We start from the raw sequence: 20,056 nt of genomic DNA, 5'->3' as shown, positions 1-20,056 counted from the left end.
CTGCAAGTTTTGTCAGTTAAAAATTGTTAACAAACAGCCCTGAGCTTCTTTTTTAACAAGATTTAACACACTTCAAAAGAATTGTAACAAGAATATTAATTTTACAGTAGATTTTCAAATTATGCATAAAAAAATAAAATTTTTTAAATATCAAGGAGCGGGGAATGACTTTATCTTAATTGACAACAGAAACGGCTTTTTTGACCGAAAAAACGAAACATTAATACGTAATTTTTGTGAAAGACGGTTTGGAATTGGTGCAGATGGGTTAATGCTACTTCAAGATACGAAAAATTATGATTTCGAAATGATCTACTTCAATGCTGATGGACGCGAGGGGACCATGTGTGGGAACGGCGGACGGTGTATTGTAGCTTTCGCCCGCGATCTGGGTCTTATCCAAAACAAGACTGCCTTTCTGGCAGTCGACGGTGACCATATAGCAGACATCTATGGGCCTCAAGTAAATCTAGGAATGATCAATGTGTCTCAAGTAACGCAAGAATCCGACGCATATATACTTGACACCGGTTCTCCGCACTATGTCAAAATTGTCGAAGATTTAAAAAATTTCCCTGTATATGAGGAGGGATATAGCACTCGAAACAATAACATCTATGGCACAAATGGCATCAATGTCAACTTTGTTGAAAAAGAGGGAGAAGGCTACTTTCTACGAACCTTCGAAAGAGGTGTGGAAAACGAAACCTACGCTTGCGGCACTGGAGCTACAGCTGCGGCCATGGCTATGGCAATACACGAAAATATAGAGGGGGATGTCGAACTTCCAGTTCGCGTAATGGGAGGCCAGTTATACATTTCCTTTCACAAAGAAGGAAACATATTCACTAATGTATTTCTTAAAGGGCCAGCCACTTTTGTTTTCGAAGGCGAAATTCAGTCTATTTAATGTGAAAACACTCGCTCTTAAATGCGAATTTATCTGTATATTACAACCCTTTTTTAAGAGAAATTGGTTTTGATGCAAAAGATAGATAATTCCGTACCATATCGTTTAATATATTCACTGGGGAAACATGCCTATTTAGGCTATTTAATTGAGCCTCATATCGTTCAGTTGAACTCTAATGGTTCAGATTCGCTATCGTACAAACGGGTCTTTTCCAATACGGTGGACGAATTTAAATCAGTTCTAGACGAAGAAGATTATAAAATAATTAAGCTTCTGGATGAAATTGAACAAACTCATGTCATCAAGCGGTTTCACAAGAAAGCAATCCGTCCTATGGATTACTTTTCTAAGATTTTTGACCAGAAGCTCTACGATTATATCCGTCCTAAACTAGAACAGAAAATGTTAAAGGCATTGGAACTAATCGGCAGCAAGCCGTTATTTTTGATGAGCAAAAAAGACGGATACCCAGCAGATCAAGCACTTAACATTGCAGATCAAGCAACGTCAATCCTCTTTCATTTTAGACGTAGTGAGGAAGAAACTCGTTATTTCCCGACACTAAAGTATAACGGGCACCGCATGGAGTTTATGTTTAAGAACGCAGAAGTTATTATCAACCAGCAAGCATGGCTGCTTTTAGAAAACACGTTATATTATTTTGACCAGCCCTTAGAAGGCAAAAAATTAAGCCCCTTCTTAAATAAAAGGTATATTGCTGTAGGCCGCACCACAGAAAAGAAATATTTCGAGACCTTTGTAACTGGATTAATTGAAAAATATAACGTATACGCCGAAGGCTTCGAAATCAAAACCATTAAAGAAAATGCCATTTCAGTTTTAACATTGAACTATGTAGAAACTGGGGAATCATATCTTAAACTTTCTTTTAAATATGGCGACTATTCCTTTTCAGCAGGAGGTGAATATAACATTTCAGTACGTATGCAGTATGATCCAAAAAAAGATCAATATACATTTATCCGAATCAAAAGATCATCGAGCTGGGAAGTAAAACAGCAGGATTTCCTTCATGAGTTGGGTTTAAAAAAATTAGATGCTTTATTTGGGAGCTTCGTTCCTATTCAAGAAAAGTCAATTTTTAGCTGGCTAAGTGAAAATCAGAGTGCGCTTTTCGAGAAAGGTTTTAGAATACAACAAGAAACAGGTGATAAAAGCTTTTTTATAGGAAAAACCACCTTGGACATAGAAGTTGATGAAGACAACGACTGGTTTGATGTACGCGCATTTGCTAACTTTGGTTCCTATAAAATTCCCTTTATCCAGCTCCGAGATCATATTCTAAATCGCATTCAGGAATTTGAATTACCTAACGGGGAGATTGCAATTCTTCCAGAAGAGTGGTTTGCCCAATATGAACACCTTTTCCATTTTTCAATCAAGAAAGACATATTGCAATTTAGTAAAGCGCATATCGGTCTTTTGCACGAAATAAGCGAGCATACCGCTCTAACAATGAGTCGTAAGCTTCAAAATCTTTCTAACTTCGAAAAAATTGTCAACACCTCTCCTCCTCTTCACTTCAAAGGACAGCTAAGACCATACCAACAAGCCGGTTATAATTGGTTTCATTTTCTACAAGAATTCAAGTTTGGAGGGGTATTGGCCGATGACATGGGGCTTGGAAAAACAGTACAGACGTTAGCATTTTTACAAAAGCAAAAGGAAGATTTAAAAAGCACCGACCACGCCAAAACATCGTTATTGATCCTGCCCACCTCGTTGGTATACAATTGGCAAAAGGAAGCGGATAGATTCGCGCCTGAATTACGTATTTTATTACATACTGGATCTAACCGGTTCAAAGACCCCTACGCATTCTCACACTTTGACCTCGTAATTACCACCTACGGTATCGTACGATCCGACGAAGCTATTTTAGGAAAGTTCTTTTTTAATTACATCATCTTAGATGAAAGTCAAAACATAAAAAATCCTGCTTCCAAATCTTTCAAATCGATTAAAATACTCAAAAGCAGAAACAAATTAGCATTAAGTGGAACACCTGTTGAAAATTCCGTTTCAGATATCTGGTCGCAAATGCATTTCACCAATCCAGGGCTTTTAGGAAGCTACGCATTTTTCCAAAAAGAATTCGTTTTGCCTATTGAAAAGAAAAAAGATGACGAAAAAGCACAAAGGCTTCAAGCAATAATAAAACCTTTTGTACTGCGTCGAACAAAGAATCAAGTTGCCACCGAACTGCCACCGAAAACGGAGCAGATCATTTATTGTGAGATGACAGAAAAGCAAAACGATATGTACGAAACTACGAAATCAGAGTATCGAAATGCGTTATTAGATGGAATCGTACAACAAGGGGGAAAAACGTCACAGATAAGACTATTACAGGGATTAACTAAATTACGGCAACTAGCCAATCATCCGAAAATGGTCGATGAAAATTTTTCCGAAAATTCAGGAAAATTTCAAGCTGTTTTAGAAATGTTACAGTCCATTTCTTCCGAACAGAATAAGGTATTGATTTTCTCTCAATTTGTAAAACATCTCCAACTTTTTAAAGCCCATTTTGACAAACAGAAAATCAAGTACGCCTATTTAGACGGTGCGACGAAAGACCGTGCCGACGCAGTACAGAACTTTAAAGAAAACAAGGATACAAAAGTATTTCTTATCTCTATCAAAGCCGGAGGTGTGGGCTTAAACTTAACCGAAGCCGACTACGTCTTTATTCTGGATCCCTGGTGGAATCCTGCAGTGGAACAACAGGCTATTGATAGGACACATCGTATAGGTCAAACTCAAAATGTTTTTATTTACAAATTCATAAGTAAGGATACAGTTGAAGAAAAAATAGTCGCTTTACAAAATCGTAAAAAATCTATTGCTACATCACTTATCACAACAGAAGAAAGCTTTGTTAAATCATTATCACAAAATGATTTAAAGGAATTATTAAGATAGCACAAAATACCTATATCATGCTTCTCTGTTGTCGACAAAAATAATCGGTTTACGGCTTATCGGATTGAAAACTGACCGTTGCAATTCTTCAAGCGCAACAAACTCGATCTTTGGAGCAACACGCAGCTTAGCCCGGAAATGATCCTTTACCTCATTCAAAAATTCTTCAGAAATATTGGAACAGCTGATACGAATAACGATTTCATCAGTACCGATTTCGTTACGTGAAATTTCAATTTGATGGAGCGAAATCTGCGGAAACCCAGCTAACAAATCATGCATTGCCGGCGGGTATAACGTTGTTCCCTTGTACTTCACCATATGCTGTTTACGCCCCTCCACCGCTCCTATTCGGTAAGTATTTCGGCCACACGCACAGGAGGTCGTGTACTTACGAACGATATCACCTGTTTTGAATCGCAATAACGGCACGCCCTGTACACCCAACGTTGTAATGACTAACTCTCCGCTCTCACCATCGGCAACAGATCTTTCTTCATCATCCAGTATTTCAGTAATAATGAGTTCCGGTTGAACGTGCCCTCCCTGAAAATGTTCACATTCTGTAAAAGCAGCTCCCATCTCTGTCGACGCATAAGTCGAATACAGTTTTATATCCCATTTTTCTAAAATCCGTTGCGTTAAAACTGAATTGTTCAAGTCCTTATCACGGAGCGCCTCTCCTATACAAATAACCCCTTTCACACTGGATTTTTTATAATCTATCCCATGATGCTCCGCAAATTCGATGAGTTTCAAGAGAAACGAAGGAACAGAAACCAAGTAATTGGGGTTGTATTTCAGAATAGAATCCCATTGCATTTGAGGAATACCTGAGCCCACACGAATGATTCCTACACCTAACTTTCGGAGTCCCAAGAAGTAGGCTAATCCAGCCATAAATCTGCGGTCTATTGTGGTCATCAACTGTACGACATCGCCTTTCTGAATACCTGCAATTTGAAAAGACTGCATTTCATTTTTTGCCAGTCGATCTAGATCGGACTCTGTTAAACCAAAGGTAACAGGTGATCCTAGGGTTCCGGAAGTTGTACAGTAGTCGACAATCTCATGTTGAGGAACACAAAAAAAATCATCGTTGTGTAATTGCAAATCGTTCTTAGAAGTGAGTGGTAATGTCGTCAAATCTTCTATAGTCTGAATGGATTTCACATCTATGCCGTGGACAGAAAAGAGTTTCTTATAGTACGGGGAATGATTAGCTAAATATTGTAATTGAAGTTTTAATAACTGCACCTGAAAACGGTTTATCTCTTCCTTAGAATGGTATGCTATCGTATTCTTTTCCATTTTGAATGCTTCTTTTTATATATTGGGAATCAGATTCCTATTTATCCAAATTATTGAGTGTCCGAAAATGTCAAATCGTCCGAAGATAATGATTGCCGCATATGATGAATTAAATAGTTGTGTCCTAAAATCTCCGCGCAAGTCGCTACCCCTCCAATAGTCACCCCTAGAATTCCATGCATATTTACCCCCTGACCTGTAAAATAAAGGTTCGGAATCTTTGATTTTGGAGAAATCATGTAACGCAACGGGTCATTATAGTCCTTTAAAGGCCCATATAAACTACCTTCGAAACTCCCTATATAATCGCGATAAGAAAGTGGTGTAGAAGTATAGCTTGCTTTAATTGTAGTAGAAAGATGAGGAATTTCCTTTTCTATCTGGGCAATCATTTGATTTAATTTCTGTTGTTTGAAACTTTCATAGGAGGCTCCTCGAAACCCGATTTTTGTAACGGTATTAAACGTATCATTCCATTCCCTTACTTCATCGAACCGCATATAGGTAAGCGCCGTTATCGTATCCGCATAGCCCACATTTTGCTTATCTTCGGTCATCGAAAGCATATACATAGCTGGCCAATTCGCCGTTGAATATCCAGCGGCAGACCATACTGAATTCAAATCCCGATGATAAAAAAGATTAGAGGATCTGTAAGATATCTTTTTCTCGATAAGCACGAGATGAACGCTAAATGAAGATATACTGACGGGCAGTGACAAAATACGTTCGAAATATACCTTGCGAAAATGCCGCTGTCCTATTTGACGGAGCGTTAATTTAGGATCCGTGTTTGAAATAAATAAATCAGCTGCATATCGATCACCTGCAGCCGTTTCGACATGAGAAATTTTTCCCTCTGTTACATGATACTTGATAACTTCTTGATGTTTGTAAGCTTTACCCCCATGTTTCTTGAGTTCGCGAATCAACAATTTACTAATCTGACTACCTCCATTTACACAACGGAAAGCACTTAGTATATATGAATTGATGGAAAGAGCATGCACATAAAAGGGGGTCGTCAATTCCTCCCCCGCATACAAAAAATTAGCCCCCACCAGCACTGATTTCAATTTTTCATTAGTTGTTAGGCTGTCAAAATACCTTTTCACGCTCAAATCTAAAACATATGGCGGATAAGTCTGTTTATCTTCAAAGTTGTACAAAGGGAAGGCTCGACACGTCTCTTGTAGATCCGTTACATATTTCCGTAATGCATCTCCCTCATCCGGAAAATAAGCCAATAGTTCATTTACAAAATTGTCATATCCCTGTGCAATAGGGTATCTATTTTCGTCACCATCAAATAAAATTTGATCAAAAACTGTTGGCATACGCTCCAATTTCAACGACGACATTATGCCAAGATAGGAGAAATATTGAAACAAATTCTGGCCTCTATCCAATCCGCCCAAGTAGTGCACTCCAGTGTCGAATATCTTCTTATTACGTGAGAAGGTTTGTAAATTACCTCCAAACTGATTGTTTTTTTCTAGAATGCAAACGCGATACCCTTGCTTGGCCATCACAACAGCAGAGACCAATCCCCCTAATCCACTCCCCACAATAATGACGTCAAATTTCGTAGGTCTCATATTCCCTTTTTGTAAATCTCGATTTTGTTTCCCCCATATATTTTATCAAAACCTTCCCGGATCAAGAAGGTTAAATCATTAAACCCGTCAATGTTTATAATTTTCGAAAAACCATCAAAGGCAATTGTTGCTATTTCACTACTATCCAATGACCTTGATATTAACAATATATCACCAGACTCTGCTTTCTCTTCAAATCGAACCCTTCGCTGCTGTTTCCAGTAAATACTGTTGGCTACTTCTCGTCTTTCCTTATCTACTATTACGCCCACTATCTTTCTCATTCCATCCTGTAAGGAGAATAAATAATCCAATTCACCATAGGTATCTGAAATGTGTATTACTTTATAATCTCCACATATATGACTATTCAAATCATAAAAAAGACCTTTATTCGTTTCCAAGCTTGACCGTACAGACTGTGTTATCTCTTGATCCTTATACAGGTAAGCAATATTTATTTTCGGTATAAAGTAATTCTCATCTTCCAGTTTTCTTCTCCAGACATGGTATTCCTGTCGGAAATATGTCGATATGATTTTCGTCCGATCCGAATAAGTACGGCCAAAAGTAAAATCGTCAATCGCTATCCTTTTCCCGATAATGGCAGTCAATTTCCCACCGAATATCATGAAATCACCTTTTGGTAATACATCTCCATTTCCGTGTATATAAATGGGTAAAATATCCACTTTAAGTTGTTCCGCCAAATAAAAAGCGCCCTTGTGAAAACGCCCAATTCTATTATCGTAAGAACGTGTTCCTTCTGGGAAAACAATAATCGAAAAACCGTCTTCGATTTTCTGTCGGATAAAATCCAAGCTTTCATTTACACCTCTGCTTATTGGATAAAACCCTAGAGCTTGAACAGCCTTTCCGAAAATCGGAGATGTCCATACCCATTTATTCACCAACAAAATCATTTTAGGAATTAGCATACCTATTGTCAGTGTATCCAAAAAAGAGCTGTGATTAGCGATAATAATAGCAGGTTTTCCGAAATTTTCCCGATATGGATTAATCGTCTCCATTCGCGTTAGCGGATGAAAATATAGTACAGATTTCATAAAAGCCCTTATCATACTACGGAATAATTTCTTCTGTTGCTCTTTACCTATCGGAAAAAGTGGAAAAATAAACCTCCCAATACCTGACACGATCAAACAACCTAATCCATAATATGCAAAAAGCAAAATGGAAAAGATTAAAATGGTCAATGTAAACGGCGATTTTCCCTTTTTTGCACGGTCGGAAATAAAAAACCGGAATAATAATGGATAGAAAACAAAGGTGATAATAACCGCAGCAAATACACCTATCAACGACACCGAAGAAATAGAAATTAATGCCGGATGCTTAGCAAATATTAAAGCTCCGATCGCTAAAACAGTAGTTAACACAGCCAATAGTATTGATGTGCGATAGAGTTGTAATTCGTCATTTCCTGTGGTATATTGTTTCTGAAGAGCTGTGGTCATGAAAATACTAAAATCAACACCGTGTCCGAATACCAAAGTGCAGACTATAGCACTGAAAATATTGAGTTCAAGCCCGAAGACCCCCATTAAGCCAGCAGTAACTAATCCAGTTAGCCCAATCGGAATAGACGCCAGTAAAACCAATTCTATCCGTTTAAAAAAGAACCAAAGTATCAGCAAAACTCCCACGAATGAGTAACCGACAAGCGAATTAAAATCGTCTCTAAGTTTTCCTAAATATGTTTCGTTTAATTGCTTCCTATCGACCACGACCACACCTTCCAACAATTCCAAGGACCTGATAACCTCCTTCCGATGCACTTCCTCCAATTTCACCAAACTAGACACCGTAAAAAAATCCCCTTTGCTTGCTATGAAGTCTTTTAACCCGATATTCGGCACATTCTGAAAATCGCTATAGGTCAACGGTGTAAAATCCCTGGCCAAAAGCTTATAAAATTCCTGATGTGCATCAGCCGAGAAACCGTAAGCTGCTCCTTCTCGTTGTAGCTGTCTTTCCAACGCGTTTTTGTTGTGATACTGCCAAAAAGAATTCCACTCCGCGATCTGTTGACGCTGATCCCGTGCAGACGGCAACAGCGTATTACTATTGGAGAAACTAATAATTTCCCCACGTTCTTTCGCCGCCAACAATAGGTTAGCAACTTCTGCATTGCGGTCCAGGGCTGTATCTAGCGTATTTCCGGTAGCCACCACATATAAAGACTTGGCAGATGAATTGGTTAACTGGTCAAGCTTTTGCTCCGCCTCCTTCAAATCTGTCGGGATATAATTCAAAGCCGACAAATCATCATTAAAGGTGATATTACGACTCGTAAAAAAACTAACAAGAATCAATAGCAGACAGACTCCGATCAGGGCTTTACTGCGTTCAAACGGGAACGCTGCAATTTTATCTATCAAACTGTTGTGTATTAATTCCTTCTTTGCACTGTAAAGATGTGGAATGATCAATAACGTGAATATCGCGGAAGAGAAAACAGTGATAGCAGCGAAAATACCGAGATCTATCAGTGCTTCAGAATGCACAAACAACAAACATAAAAAGGCTACAGAAGTCGTCGCACCACTCATGATAATGGGTTTCGTCAATTCCTTATACAGGGCTTTAACGTCCGCATTCTTCTTATAATGTGTCAGCACATGCAACGTATAATCTATTGTAATTCCGATTAAAACCGCTCCTATGCTGATCGAAATGGCTGATATCACAGGTTTATATACATATATACAAGCTAAAGCAAACACGCCTGCGAACATTGTGGGGATAAACACGAGTAACGGAACATAGACCCTACGGTAAAAAATGACCAGAAGAATCATCAAAATACTCATGGAAATCAGCACCGTCTTCGCAATGTCTGATTTTATCTGATCAGCATTTGCTACAGCCACTAAGGCCGAACCGAAATAAGAAACGCTAGCCTTATTTTGATATTTAACATTCAATCTCTGCTGTATCGTATATAACTCATCCGTAAAGGCTTTATTATGTTCCGTTTCAACACCGATATATTTAGGAGTTAGAAACAGAAGCACAGCACTGGAATCCCTAGAAGTAACAAATCCATTGTACAGTATAAAACGCTCTCCTACATTTATCTCCTGCAATTTCGACAATCCCAGAAAAGCCAATCCTAACGGATCCTTTTGAATGAAATCGGCAGCAACAAAACCCGTTGGCGAAATCAATGCGTGATAATTAGACTTTGCTTTTAATTTTACTGCTTCGGGAGTAATTTTTGCAGCAATGCTATCATAATCTGTCGATGTTAAAAAAAATGGTAGATTTTGGAAAACGAAATCGTAAGTTGCTCCTATATCTTCATTACCTAGCTGTCCTATGATTTCGGAAATATACAATGTATCTTGTGATAGCGTATCTGCAATCTCCTGGGCGAGGGAGATGACATCATCCATATTGCCTTCATGTTGCTTTTCCAAAAGCACCGTTACTTTATCCGAGAAATTAATTTGTTGGATGGCTTTGGTCGTTAAATTCGATTTCTCACTTTTAGGAACAATCTGTGTAATATCCTCTTCAAAACGAAGATTGGATCCTAAATAACCAAAGACTAGAAGAAACAATGCGACAATACCCCAGGAAAAAAAACGATTCCGTTGTACCCAACAATAGATATGGTAAAATACATCGTGCATTATTCAGCAGCAGCCACGGTCCTGTTGTTTCTTAATTTGATCAACACATAACTACCAAAACCGATAAGCAATGCCATTATTGCAGCTAAGATAAGACTCCCTACTAAATATTGAACTAAATGGGATTGAATAACTGCAAAATTATTTTCATCGGGATGAAACAAATTTTGTCGTTTTACAGAAGGTGCTACCAGACCTCCAACCAATAACGAGCCGTAGATAATTAGGGGTATAAAGGGGGGAAGACTGATATTTGAAAAGGTAAAAGCTAAAACTTTATTCAGGCGCAAAAAAACAGACGCCGTAATCACAATAGCAGTCTGAAAACCCCAAACAGGTGCTATACCCATGAACACACCAAATCCAATAGATATGGCCATTTTCTCAGGCGAATCGCCACTTCCAAAAATATTCTGTTTTACAAAATCAGTTAATTTTTTTTTTTTGAAAGAACGAATAAAATTACGCGGAATAATATAAAAAAAGGTCATCAATACTAATACCGTATTCAAAATACTTATTCGCGTAAAATCTTTAAACGGCCTAAAGTGCGAGACACGTTCCTCCGGATCATACAATACTCGAATAGGTACGTTTCTTACGGTGACACCATTCCATGCTGATCGCACAATCACCTCAATCTCAAATTCAAATTTCCGGGTGTAAAAACGGGAAGGAATTGCCGTTAGTGGGTAGGCACGATATCCAGATTGGGTATCGCTCAACTTAATTCCAGTCTCGAACCAAAACCAAAAATTGGAAAACTTGTTACCAAAACTACTTTTTTGGGGAACCGATTCATGCGACATGTTCCGGCTGCCTATCAATAGTACAGCTTCTGTTACTTGACTTATTTCTTTCACAAAGATAGGTAAATCACTAGCGTAATGCTGTCCGTCAGAATCGATTGTTATGGCGTATTGGAAACCTAATTCTTTTGCTTTTTTTAACCCCGAGCGTAAAGCCATCCCCTTGCCTTTATTCTCCGAAAAAGTGATGTGATGCAATTGCGGGTATGCCGTTAGAATTTGTGAGGTGCCATCTGTAGAACCATCATTCACCACAATGATCTGATCGGTATATGCTAACACCCCATCCAAAATACGTTGCAGGGTTTTATGGTTATTATACGTCGGTACAATAACCACTATACCTAATCGGCTCATTTGCATAGGGATGGTTTCATGCATCTTCAGCGCATTTATTTCGATAACTTGTCAATTTCTGAAGCGGTAAAAACTGCAGAACGTTTTGTCGCATATCGCTTTATAAGACCTTTTACAGCAGCATGTTGAGCAGAGAAATTCTTTAAGATCATTTGCTTATCGGTGTTAATATCCGTCTTATATTTTAGTATCTTCGGCGTATTCTCTTGTATAATCAAACGTATTAATCTAATCTCCATATTATTCGGGGCACTCTTTATGGCCGCTTCTATATCTTTGACACCAGCCACGAATAATTCTTTCTTATCTTTTTTATCCGTAGTATACCGCGCCTGTAAACTATATGCCGCTCCTTTATACGCCTGGATAACAGGGTCGCCTTTATCGTAACCTTTCAGTAGATTATACAAGTGTTCGGTATTTGCTTTCGAATTACCAGCTTTCTCAAAATCGGCACGAATAGTACCCAGATCGATTGAGGAAATCCAGAAAAAGGAAACAACTAAAGCTACTAAAATCTTCATATTACTTCAATCTATACGTACTTACCAACTTCAACGCTACCGTGTCGTCAAAGTAGGTTACATTTTTCACTTTATACTCTGACTCTCCGGATCCCGAAATGTCAAGTTCTAATTTTAAATCAGGGTTAATTTCTGGATTAATCAACGCCATGAATTTAACATTCGATGCTTTGTGCATAAAGAGTGGCTTTTCTACTATGCCCTCCGTTAGCTCTTTAATAATCTGAATCATACATACACCCGGAGTAACTGGATTATCCGGAAAATGCCCTTTGAAAATATCGTGATCTTTATTCAAAGTAATTTTCACAATATACCTTTGATCATCAATCTGTTCCAAAGAACGGAGTATATAAAAATCTTGTAAAAGCATATGTCCTATTTAGCTTTCAAACTTAGCTAAAATGCTTTGTATTCACGAATACCTAATTCCAAAATATTACAATTCAAAAACGGAATCAGAAATAGCCCCATTCACGTTGTGATTACTAAAAACAAATCGAGTAAACCCCTTAGAATTATCCAATAACGTTACTTCCGAAACCTGATAGCTAGACTTATCAAAACAGAGAATGAGCTGTTTCATCGCCTTTTTCACATCCTTTGCTACAGGATCCAACTTGAGAATATACTGCTTACTTGTTTGGAAATAGGAGGGCGAGAACTCCGTTCCTAGAGGGGCTCCTCCATTCATATTGGACTGGATAGCTTGACTAATCTTTTCAAACTGCTTGCTGCGCGACATATCCATCGTTTTTTTACTCCCCTTTTCCTTTATCACTATTTTTTTACCTTTAAAAATCATGGCGGAAGATATCGGATTTCGGTAAACCCAGGCTAACCTATCTGGATTCTTCACGTAAAAGGTGCCCGAAGAAATCAATTCTTTTTTAACATAGCTCACTTTCTTGTACTGTGTGAACTCTGCCGTCAGTGTCTTCAACTGAACAGACTTACGCATAACACTTCGGAAATTTGCGATATCCGAAGCCGACATTTTTTGCTCTTGGGCAAAACCTATCGACATCCAACAACAAAAAAAAGTAAATACAAATATTTTAATGTTCATATGCTGGTAAATTTAACAACTCATCGATCGTCACTGATTGAAAGTCTTGTTGCTTCATATACTCCAATAGACGAGTTGCAACGCGAAGTGTCTTATTCGAAGTATCGTGAAGCAATATAATATCTCCCGGTACCAACCGCGTAGATACACGGTCGAATATTTTATTTTCGTCGTCAATTATAGTGTCTAATGAACGATTACTCCAACCGATAACATGATGCTTAGTTTCTTTGACTGCTTTAGCAACAGAAGGATTAGTTACACCAAACGGCGGTCTAAAAAAACGTGGCTTATGCGGTACGATATCATTGATTGAGGCGTCACAGCTATCGATTTCTTGTTCTATTTGCTGTGCATTCAAAAATCCAAACCCCTTAGAATGATTCATCGTATGATTGCCGATCGTATGCCCCTCTTCTATAATTTTTCTGAAAATATCCGGATGTTTGTTAATCTGTTTCCCAATACAGAAAAAAGTAGCTTTAGCTTGATGTTGTTTGAGCAACGCTAAAATATCAAGTGTTACCGGGGTAGGTCCATCGTCAAAAGTAAGCGACACTCTTCGACGGTTTTCATGTTTCTTTTTGTAAAAAACATCTGTAAAATAACCCTGCCGAATATCAAAAGCTCCCCATGTTGTGCTGCCCAGCCAAACAAATAGCACTAAAAACACCCACCACCAAGAGCTAACGGCAAATAAGGCGAGTAACGTGCTTACAATTCCGAACACGATTAAAATGGGGACTATGTTTTTATGTTTCCACATGGCGCAATAACGTGAGACTATGATCTTTTCCTAAGTATTGGTTATATATTAAAACATACTTTAATTCAGAAAGTTTGATTGCATTCCATTGAATAGTTTTTGGAATGATTTGTTTTTTCAAAACGAAAGCAGCAGCAGCTAGTCCAAATGCCGATGCAACGTCCGATTGTCCGACAAGATGCTTATAGAAAATCTGGGGCTGATTTGCGAATAAAGTGCAAAAGGTAGTATAATATATGTCATATTTCAAATCGCCATTATTACCAATAACAACAGCAGAAACATCTGCCAAAGTAAGCTGATTTCGGGTTAAAAAAGAAGTCACAAAGTCGACTACTTCCTCCGTTGCTAATTTATTCAGAATAGATACTTCTAAAATTTGAGCATATGTATTTTCTCTTTTTTCGGTATTCAGCGCAAAGAATGTCCCTCCTTCTCCAAAATTGACACCAGGAGACTGAGAATCTTTAAGTTTTTCGACAGCCCCATCGGCCTTCACCTCGTGAACTAGCTGTTTAAGGGCAAAAGTACGTCCTGCAATTTCATCTATTCCACCCACCAAAACTTGATTAGCCTCTTTAGACTCGATTTGCATAAGAGCATCTAATAGTGCAGATTCAAAAGATGTAGCACCATTCACATACGTGAAATTATAGGATTTACATCCCAATCTGAGGGCTATTTGCGCACCTACAGTGTTGTGTGTAGATTGAATAAATGACGTTGGTGTCAAAAACTGTTCATCATTATCCAACACGTTTTTCAGAAATTTCTCAGAGTCCTCTAAACATCCTAATCCCGTACCTGTAATAATTGCATCTACCTGATCCATCGCCGCCTCATCCAACGCCTGTTGAGATGCAAATATTCCCATTTTTATGCCCTTTGACATCCTCCGAATCATTGCTGGCGGTATAAGCTCCTTGTAAGAAGGCTGCATCGCCATGGTCAATGGGTTGCTGATCTCCGTTATATGCGCAAAAGGATCATCGTTCCAAATACCTTGTGCATTGACAGCTCCTATTCCATTAATATAACACGGATTCTTCATTAGGCTTTTGAGAATATTAAAGTAGAACAATTTCCTCCAAATCCAAAGGAATTGGACAATACATGGTTTACGGATTGGTGAAGTAATCTCGTTTGTGGCAACAATTGAAATTCCCCCATCGGTGTTTCGAAGTTGAGATTCGGAAATATGACGTCATTTTGCAAGGCCAATATGCTATAGACTGCCTCTATTCCTGCAGCAGCAGCCAACGTATGCCCCGTATACGCCTTGGTCGAACTAAATGCCGGCACCTGCTCGCCAAATACCCGAATCAAGGCATGGCCTTCCGACAAATCATTATTTGGTGTAGCCGTACCATGTGCATTGACATAATCAATATCTCGCGGGCTTAACCCGGCTAGGTTAAATGCTTTTTTCATAGCTAGGTATGCTCCTTCCCCATTTTCGGACGAAGCCGTTTGATGAAAAGCATCATTGGCATTGCCATATCCTGAAAGATAAGCAAGCACTTTTTTATTTTCCTTTAGAACGATTTCATCCGATTCCAGGATCAGATATGCCGCAGCTTCACCCAAGTTCAGACCTTTGCGATTTTGGTCAAAGGGTCTACAGTAAGTATCCGACAGAATCATTAGCGTATTAAATCCATTCAATGTAAACTTGCTCAGAGCATCCGTGCCTCCCACAATTACGCGATCTAATCTGCCGGATTTAATCAGTTGAGCTCCCAACATAATGGCATTTGCAGCAGATGAACAAGCGGTACTTATCGTAGTAACGAAACCCTTCAGCCCTATATAGTCCGCTATGTGCTGAGAAGATACACCTGCATCATGACTAGCGATGTAGCGATGTAGCTCGGGGTTATTCTCATATGCATAAAAATACTTCTCGGTGATATCCATCCCTCCAACGCTGGTTGAAGACACCAAACCCGTTCGATAATTATTCGATACCATATCAATCTGAGCGCTCACAATAGCCTGCTTAGCGGCCAGCGCCCCTAACAGGCCTGTACGCGTCATACTATTATCAACCGGCAGCTGCAATTTTTCGATCATTTGATCGTTAGATAGCTTTATCTCGCCTACCAGCACCTTGTCCCGCAAAGAAGTATCGAAATTATCTACCTGTGTAATTCCGTTCTGTGCATTGCGCAAAGAATTGAGGTTCTCAGCTACCGTATTTCCGATAGCCGATACGATTCCCATTCCTGTGATAGCAACACCGTTCTGCATATTTAGAGCCTGTTTAAAATTTTAACGAAATAATATTGTAACCTATTTGTCCCCTATCTTTCCTTTATTTTGATGCTCTTTTCAGCCTATTTTTTACTTCCTATTTTTGATTTAGCCCGCTAAATCTTCAAATACGAAGCAAAAACTCTTTCTCAAAATACCTATAAAAATAAAGAGCAATAAAATTTAAACAGGATCTTATTTTGTTCGGTTTTTAGCAATATAATCTGCCATGGTATTTACAGATTCGAAGATGGATTTACCTTGTTTAGGATCACTCAATTTAATACCGTACTCTTTATCTAAAAGCACAATAAGCTCCAGTGCATCGATAGAATCCAGGCCTAATCCATCGCCGAATAAAGCGTCAGAATCATCGATATCTGCCACCGAAATATCCTCTAGGTTCAAGACTTCAATGATTTTTCCCTTTAATTCCTCTTTTAACTCTTCCATTTTTAATTTTTAACTAATTTATTAATAGTATCTGTCGTATGTAGTGCAGTTCCCCTCTCTTCCACAAGATACAGAACTGCTTTATAATTCTCTTCAAAAAGTTCAACCCAGCCACACAACACTTTTTTTGCCTTCAGACTTTTTATCAAATACGTAGCATAATTGAAAATAGTAACTGCATCGAATTCATCGCTCACAAAAAAAACATGTTCGGATTTCATTCCGTGACGAATACCAATCTCACCTCCACATATGTTGGCCAAGGTATATACAAAAACAGCCGGACTCGGAAAAAAATTAGCTGCATCTTGAATACTGCCTTGATACTTAACATCCGTGTCCAAACTCGCCGATTTGTTACTTAAAACCAACGCAATATCTTCTTTATCTTCTTCTTCGTTTAGCAGAACTTCTGCTGCTAAAAAAGCTAATTTACTTAGATTATCCATTTTATAAAATTTGGAATAATCTATCTGTTGATTCTTAAAGGCCTGCTTAATAAAAGCAAAGAACTGAGCTTCATCTGTATGAAAAATTGCATTTCCATCAACAGAAATCCTCCCATTTTCTATTTTACTATAGTGCGATATATACAGTGGCCTATCCATTCATCTTTTTTAAAATTGCCGCGCAATTACTACCACCAAAGCCCGATGCTGTCTTCAAAATATACGTTAATGGAATATCCATAGCTTGGGTGACGATATTAACATCCTTCGATGTACCCTTCAAATTAAATCCTTTGGTAGGAAGTAATTTGTTATTCTGAAGAGATTGGATCGAAATAATTAATTCCAGCAAACCAGAGGCACCTAGTGTATGTCCATAATAACCTTTAAGGCTGTTAATTGGAATTTTATGCATCCCCAAACGGCTAAAAGCGATCGCTTCCATTTCATCATTATATGGTGTTGCTGTTCCATGGGCTGATATAAAATCAATTGCAGATGCGGCGATCCCTGCTTCTTTCAAGGCCGAAGAGATGCTTTGATATAATCCCTCTCCCGTTCTCGACGGGCCCGAAATGTGGTTGGCATCGTTAATAGCACCTTCTCCTACAATTTCTACTAATGCATTTTCGTCAGATTTGGTAACCAAAATAGCGCCCGCAGCTTCTCCTAAGGTCACACCGTCACGATTTAAATCGAATGGTTTACAGGGATTGGCACTCATCGCTTGAAAAGCACCGAAGCCTGACAATACAAACTCACTTACCTTATCACCCGCTAGCACGAAAACCTCATCAAATTGTCCCATCTGTATTAGTCTTTTGGCAACTGAAACAGCTAGAAGCCCCGACACACAAGCATGTGAAATCACGATAGGTTGTGTAATAAATCCAAAAAGATGAGCTAGCTTAACAGCAAGCTTATTCAACTGAGCCTCCTCCGATTTACCTTCCGATAAAAAATCTATATTCCCTTTAGTCGTAGATAGAATAAATCCTGTTTTGGTATCTAAGTTTTTTAACTTTACCAATGGTTCCAGGGCCAAATAAAGCATGGTTTCCAAATACGTCAAATCTGAGCGGACGGTCGGAAGATTCTTTATCTTTGCGGTATAGATATTTTCAAAATATCCTATCGTGTGCATATCGATACCCGTATTTTCCTCCAATAAGGCAATCCAATTGCTATGTAAATCCAAACCTAAAGGAGTTACACAATTCATAGCGGATATGTATACTGGAGAAAACACGTTAAAACAGACCCATTTTTTTCTTCCAATCAGTGATAAAAGCGGGTGTATTTAACACCAAACTATTTTCTTTATCTAGGAAAACCTGAACAGTTTCTCCAGTACACACGAGTTGGTTATGCGTGTTAAAAATACGATACCGAAAGATCAATTTGGCCGTAGGCGTATCCACAAGAGTTGTCTCTATCCGGCATGCATCACCGTAGCGAAGCGGTAACTTATGTTCGCATGTGGATTTCACAATCGGCGTAGTATACCCCGCACGTTGAACCGTAAGATAATCTATTCCATGCAACAAGCCAAAGGCTTCTCTTCCATCTTCGAAATAGGAGATGTAGTGACCATGCCATACTATGCCCAACGAATCCACCTCGTTAAAGCGAATATTCACTTCTTTCGATACTCTGAGATGAAGGATTTCGTTATATAGTTCTTTTCTTTTTATCATATATGATGGCTATGGCTATGGTGAGCCCGAAAAACAAAAGTAGCAAAATAATCTCAGGCATGATGTCTATCCATGATCCATTCCGAAGCAAAACATCATAAAATCCGTTCAATGCCCAATTTATCGGCGAAATCTTAGAAATAACCTGCATCACCTGGGGCATGATAAATACAGGAACCCATACCCCGCCAATTGCTGCCAATATCACCACGAAAGTAGCTCCAAAAGGTGCCGACTGCTCTTGCGTTGTCGCAATGGTACCTACAGCTACACCTGCTCCAATCGCGGCCAGTCCAGAAAATATAGCTAAAACCGAAAGTTTAAAGAGATTGTTATCGATTGCAAAAGCCGGAATTCCCATTAAGGGAAATAAATAGACACCAATTGCCAACATCAAATAAAACTGTATCAGACTAATACAAAGATAGCTAACTGTTTTACCCAAAATAAAGACGTAATACGGAACAGGGTTTGTAGTTAAGCGGATCATTGTACCTTGCGATTTTTCCTTTACAATATTAATAGATAGCGGAACTATAATAAAAAATATTGCAAATAGGGTCCATGCTGGCACGTTATGCTGGCCTGCATCGGGTTTTATCTCCTCGCCCTCTTTCTCCGAACCAATTTCTTTGAAGGTAATGAATCCTTTCTGTGTAAATGCTCCTCCATCTATACCGTCGCTTAACTGCTCCTGAAATTTCTTATAGATACGTTCTGTTTCGATCGTGGCAATCAGTTTATCTATCGAACTTTTTACCGCTGTTTTAAACGAAGATTGAGTAGCAGGATCAAAATATAGTCTAACTTCCTTGCTCGATATCGGCCGACTTCCCGTTGCTGTAGCTTCTTCTTCTTCATAACTGAATTCGCTCATAATGCGATCCACATTATGCTGTACCTGTGAGTTCAAATCAGAGGTCATGTTTGCTGGTAAGATAATGGCAAGTTGAAAATCTCCTTTGAATACTGCATCCTTTGCTGTTGCTTCCACGAGCGGTGTATCATCTATTTGCGTGATCAATGTAAAGTTTCCTATTGATCCCAGTTCCCTTTGGATAGCATACGATATAGAATCTTTATCGTTGTCTACCAGGAGTACGGGTATTTTAGTCCCCAACAACGAATCAAATGATCCTTTTTGAACGACGGTAATCGTAACCAGTAGCAGCAGAGGCATCACAAACAGAATGATCAGACCACCTATATCCCGTATCTGCAATAACAATTCCTTTTTCACCGCCATCCCCAG

The 20,056-nt window shown here is 38.7% G+C and carries 17 protein-coding genes; 2 read left to right on the top strand and 15 right to left on the bottom strand.

Features of this window, described 5'->3' with window-relative positions:
- The first annotated feature begins 121 nt into the window (after positions 1 to 121).
- Both dapF and FAZ19_RS03180 read left to right on the top strand, forming a co-directional pair.
- A complete protein-coding gene (dapF, locus tag FAZ19_RS03185) occupies positions 122 to 910 on the top strand; it encodes a diaminopimelate epimerase (RefSeq protein WP_136819143.1) in 789 nt (262 codons plus the stop codon).
- Positions 911 to 982: 72 nt separating this feature from the next.
- Complete coding sequence (locus FAZ19_RS03180; protein WP_136819142.1) at positions 983 to 3,859, top strand: DEAD/DEAH box helicase; 2,877 nt, start codon at positions 983 to 985, stop codon at positions 3,857 to 3,859.
- Between the two features lie 15 nt (positions 3,860 to 3,874).
- Here the strand turns inward: FAZ19_RS03180 and FAZ19_RS03175 are convergent, their stop codons facing one another.
- The 15 genes from FAZ19_RS03175 to FAZ19_RS03105 all read right to left on the bottom strand — a co-directional run bounded on the left by FAZ19_RS03175 (position 3,875) and on the right by FAZ19_RS03105 (position 20,050).
- Positions 3,875 to 5,170, bottom strand: coding sequence for a phenylacetate--CoA ligase family protein (locus FAZ19_RS03175; protein WP_136819141.1), 1,296 nt, complete (start codon positions 5,168 to 5,170; stop codon positions 3,875 to 3,877).
- A gap of 50 nt (positions 5,171 to 5,220) precedes the next feature.
- Entirely contained in the window at positions 5,221 to 6,768 is a 1,548-nt protein-coding gene (locus FAZ19_RS03170) for a phytoene desaturase family protein (RefSeq protein ID WP_136819140.1), read from the bottom strand.
- A complete protein-coding gene (locus FAZ19_RS03165; RefSeq protein ID WP_136819139.1) occupies positions 6,765 to 10,427 on the bottom strand; it encodes a 1-acyl-sn-glycerol-3-phosphate acyltransferase in 3,663 nt (1,220 codons plus the stop codon). The genes FAZ19_RS03170 and FAZ19_RS03165 overlap by 4 nt, the downstream gene beginning before the upstream one ends.
- Positions 10,427 to 11,617: a DUF2062 domain-containing protein gene (locus FAZ19_RS03160; RefSeq protein ID WP_211245420.1), complete on the bottom strand. Its 1,191-nt coding sequence runs from the start codon at positions 11,615 to 11,617 to the stop codon at positions 10,427 to 10,429. The genes FAZ19_RS03165 and FAZ19_RS03160 overlap by 1 nt, the downstream gene beginning before the upstream one ends.
- Positions 11,618 to 11,628: 11 nt before the next feature.
- Positions 11,629 to 12,117, bottom strand: a complete 489-nt coding sequence (locus tag FAZ19_RS03155) for a hypothetical protein (protein WP_136819138.1) — start codon at positions 12,115 to 12,117, stop codon at positions 11,629 to 11,631.
- A gap of 1 nt (position 12,118) precedes the next feature.
- On the bottom strand, positions 12,119 to 12,490 hold the full coding sequence (locus FAZ19_RS03150; protein WP_136819137.1) for a hotdog family protein: 372 nt from the start codon (positions 12,488 to 12,490) through the stop codon (positions 12,119 to 12,121).
- Between the two features lie 66 nt (positions 12,491 to 12,556).
- The gene (locus FAZ19_RS03145) at positions 12,557 to 13,186 is read right to left on the bottom strand and encodes an outer membrane lipoprotein carrier protein LolA (RefSeq protein WP_136819136.1); all 630 of its coding nucleotides are present in this window, start codon (positions 13,184 to 13,186) and stop codon (positions 12,557 to 12,559) included.
- Positions 13,176 to 13,916, bottom strand: a complete 741-nt coding sequence (locus FAZ19_RS03140) for a polysaccharide deacetylase family protein (protein ID WP_169305550.1) — start codon at positions 13,914 to 13,916, stop codon at positions 13,176 to 13,178. Before FAZ19_RS03140 ends, FAZ19_RS03145 begins: the two co-directional genes overlap by 11 nt.
- Before the next feature lie 22 nt (positions 13,917 to 13,938).
- A complete protein-coding gene (locus FAZ19_RS03135) occupies positions 13,939 to 15,003 on the bottom strand; it encodes a beta-ketoacyl synthase chain length factor (protein ID WP_136819134.1) in 1,065 nt (354 codons plus the stop codon).
- Entirely contained in the window at positions 15,003 to 16,202 is a 1,200-nt protein-coding gene (locus FAZ19_RS03130; protein ID WP_136819133.1) for a beta-ketoacyl-[acyl-carrier-protein] synthase family protein, read from the bottom strand. Before FAZ19_RS03130 ends, FAZ19_RS03135 begins: the two co-directional genes overlap by 1 nt.
- 198 nt (positions 16,203 to 16,400) lie before the next feature.
- The gene (locus tag FAZ19_RS03125; RefSeq protein ID WP_136819132.1) at positions 16,401 to 16,658 is read right to left on the bottom strand and encodes a phosphopantetheine-binding protein; all 258 of its coding nucleotides are present in this window, start codon (positions 16,656 to 16,658) and stop codon (positions 16,401 to 16,403) included.
- Positions 16,659 to 16,660: 2 nt separating this feature from the next.
- Complete coding sequence (locus FAZ19_RS03120; protein ID WP_136819131.1) at positions 16,661 to 17,266, bottom strand: beta-ketoacyl-[acyl-carrier-protein] synthase family protein; 606 nt, start codon at positions 17,264 to 17,266, stop codon at positions 16,661 to 16,663.
- Positions 17,259 to 18,329 carry a beta-ketoacyl synthase N-terminal-like domain-containing protein gene (locus FAZ19_RS03115; protein ID WP_169305549.1) on the bottom strand — a complete coding sequence of 357 codons (1,071 nt, stop codon included), beginning with the start codon at positions 18,327 to 18,329 and terminating at the stop codon, positions 17,259 to 17,261. The genes FAZ19_RS03120 and FAZ19_RS03115 overlap by 8 nt, the downstream gene beginning before the upstream one ends.
- A gap of 28 nt (positions 18,330 to 18,357) precedes the next feature.
- Positions 18,358 to 18,804 carry an acyl-CoA thioesterase gene (locus FAZ19_RS03110; protein ID WP_136819129.1) on the bottom strand — a complete coding sequence of 149 codons (447 nt, stop codon included), beginning with the start codon at positions 18,802 to 18,804 and terminating at the stop codon, positions 18,358 to 18,360.
- A complete protein-coding gene (locus FAZ19_RS03105) occupies positions 18,779 to 20,050 on the bottom strand; it encodes an ABC transporter permease (protein ID WP_136819128.1) in 1,272 nt (423 codons plus the stop codon). The genes FAZ19_RS03110 and FAZ19_RS03105 overlap by 26 nt, the downstream gene beginning before the upstream one ends.
- Positions 20,051 to 20,056 lie beyond the last annotated feature (6 nt).

The organism is Sphingobacterium alkalisoli (genome assembly GCF_005049105.1).
Lineage (GTDB): Bacteria > Bacteroidota > Bacteroidia > Sphingobacteriales > Sphingobacteriaceae > Sphingobacterium > Sphingobacterium alkalisoli.
The sequence above is the reverse complement of the archived record's forward strand: the minus strand, read 5'-3'. Positions and strand labels throughout refer to the sequence as shown.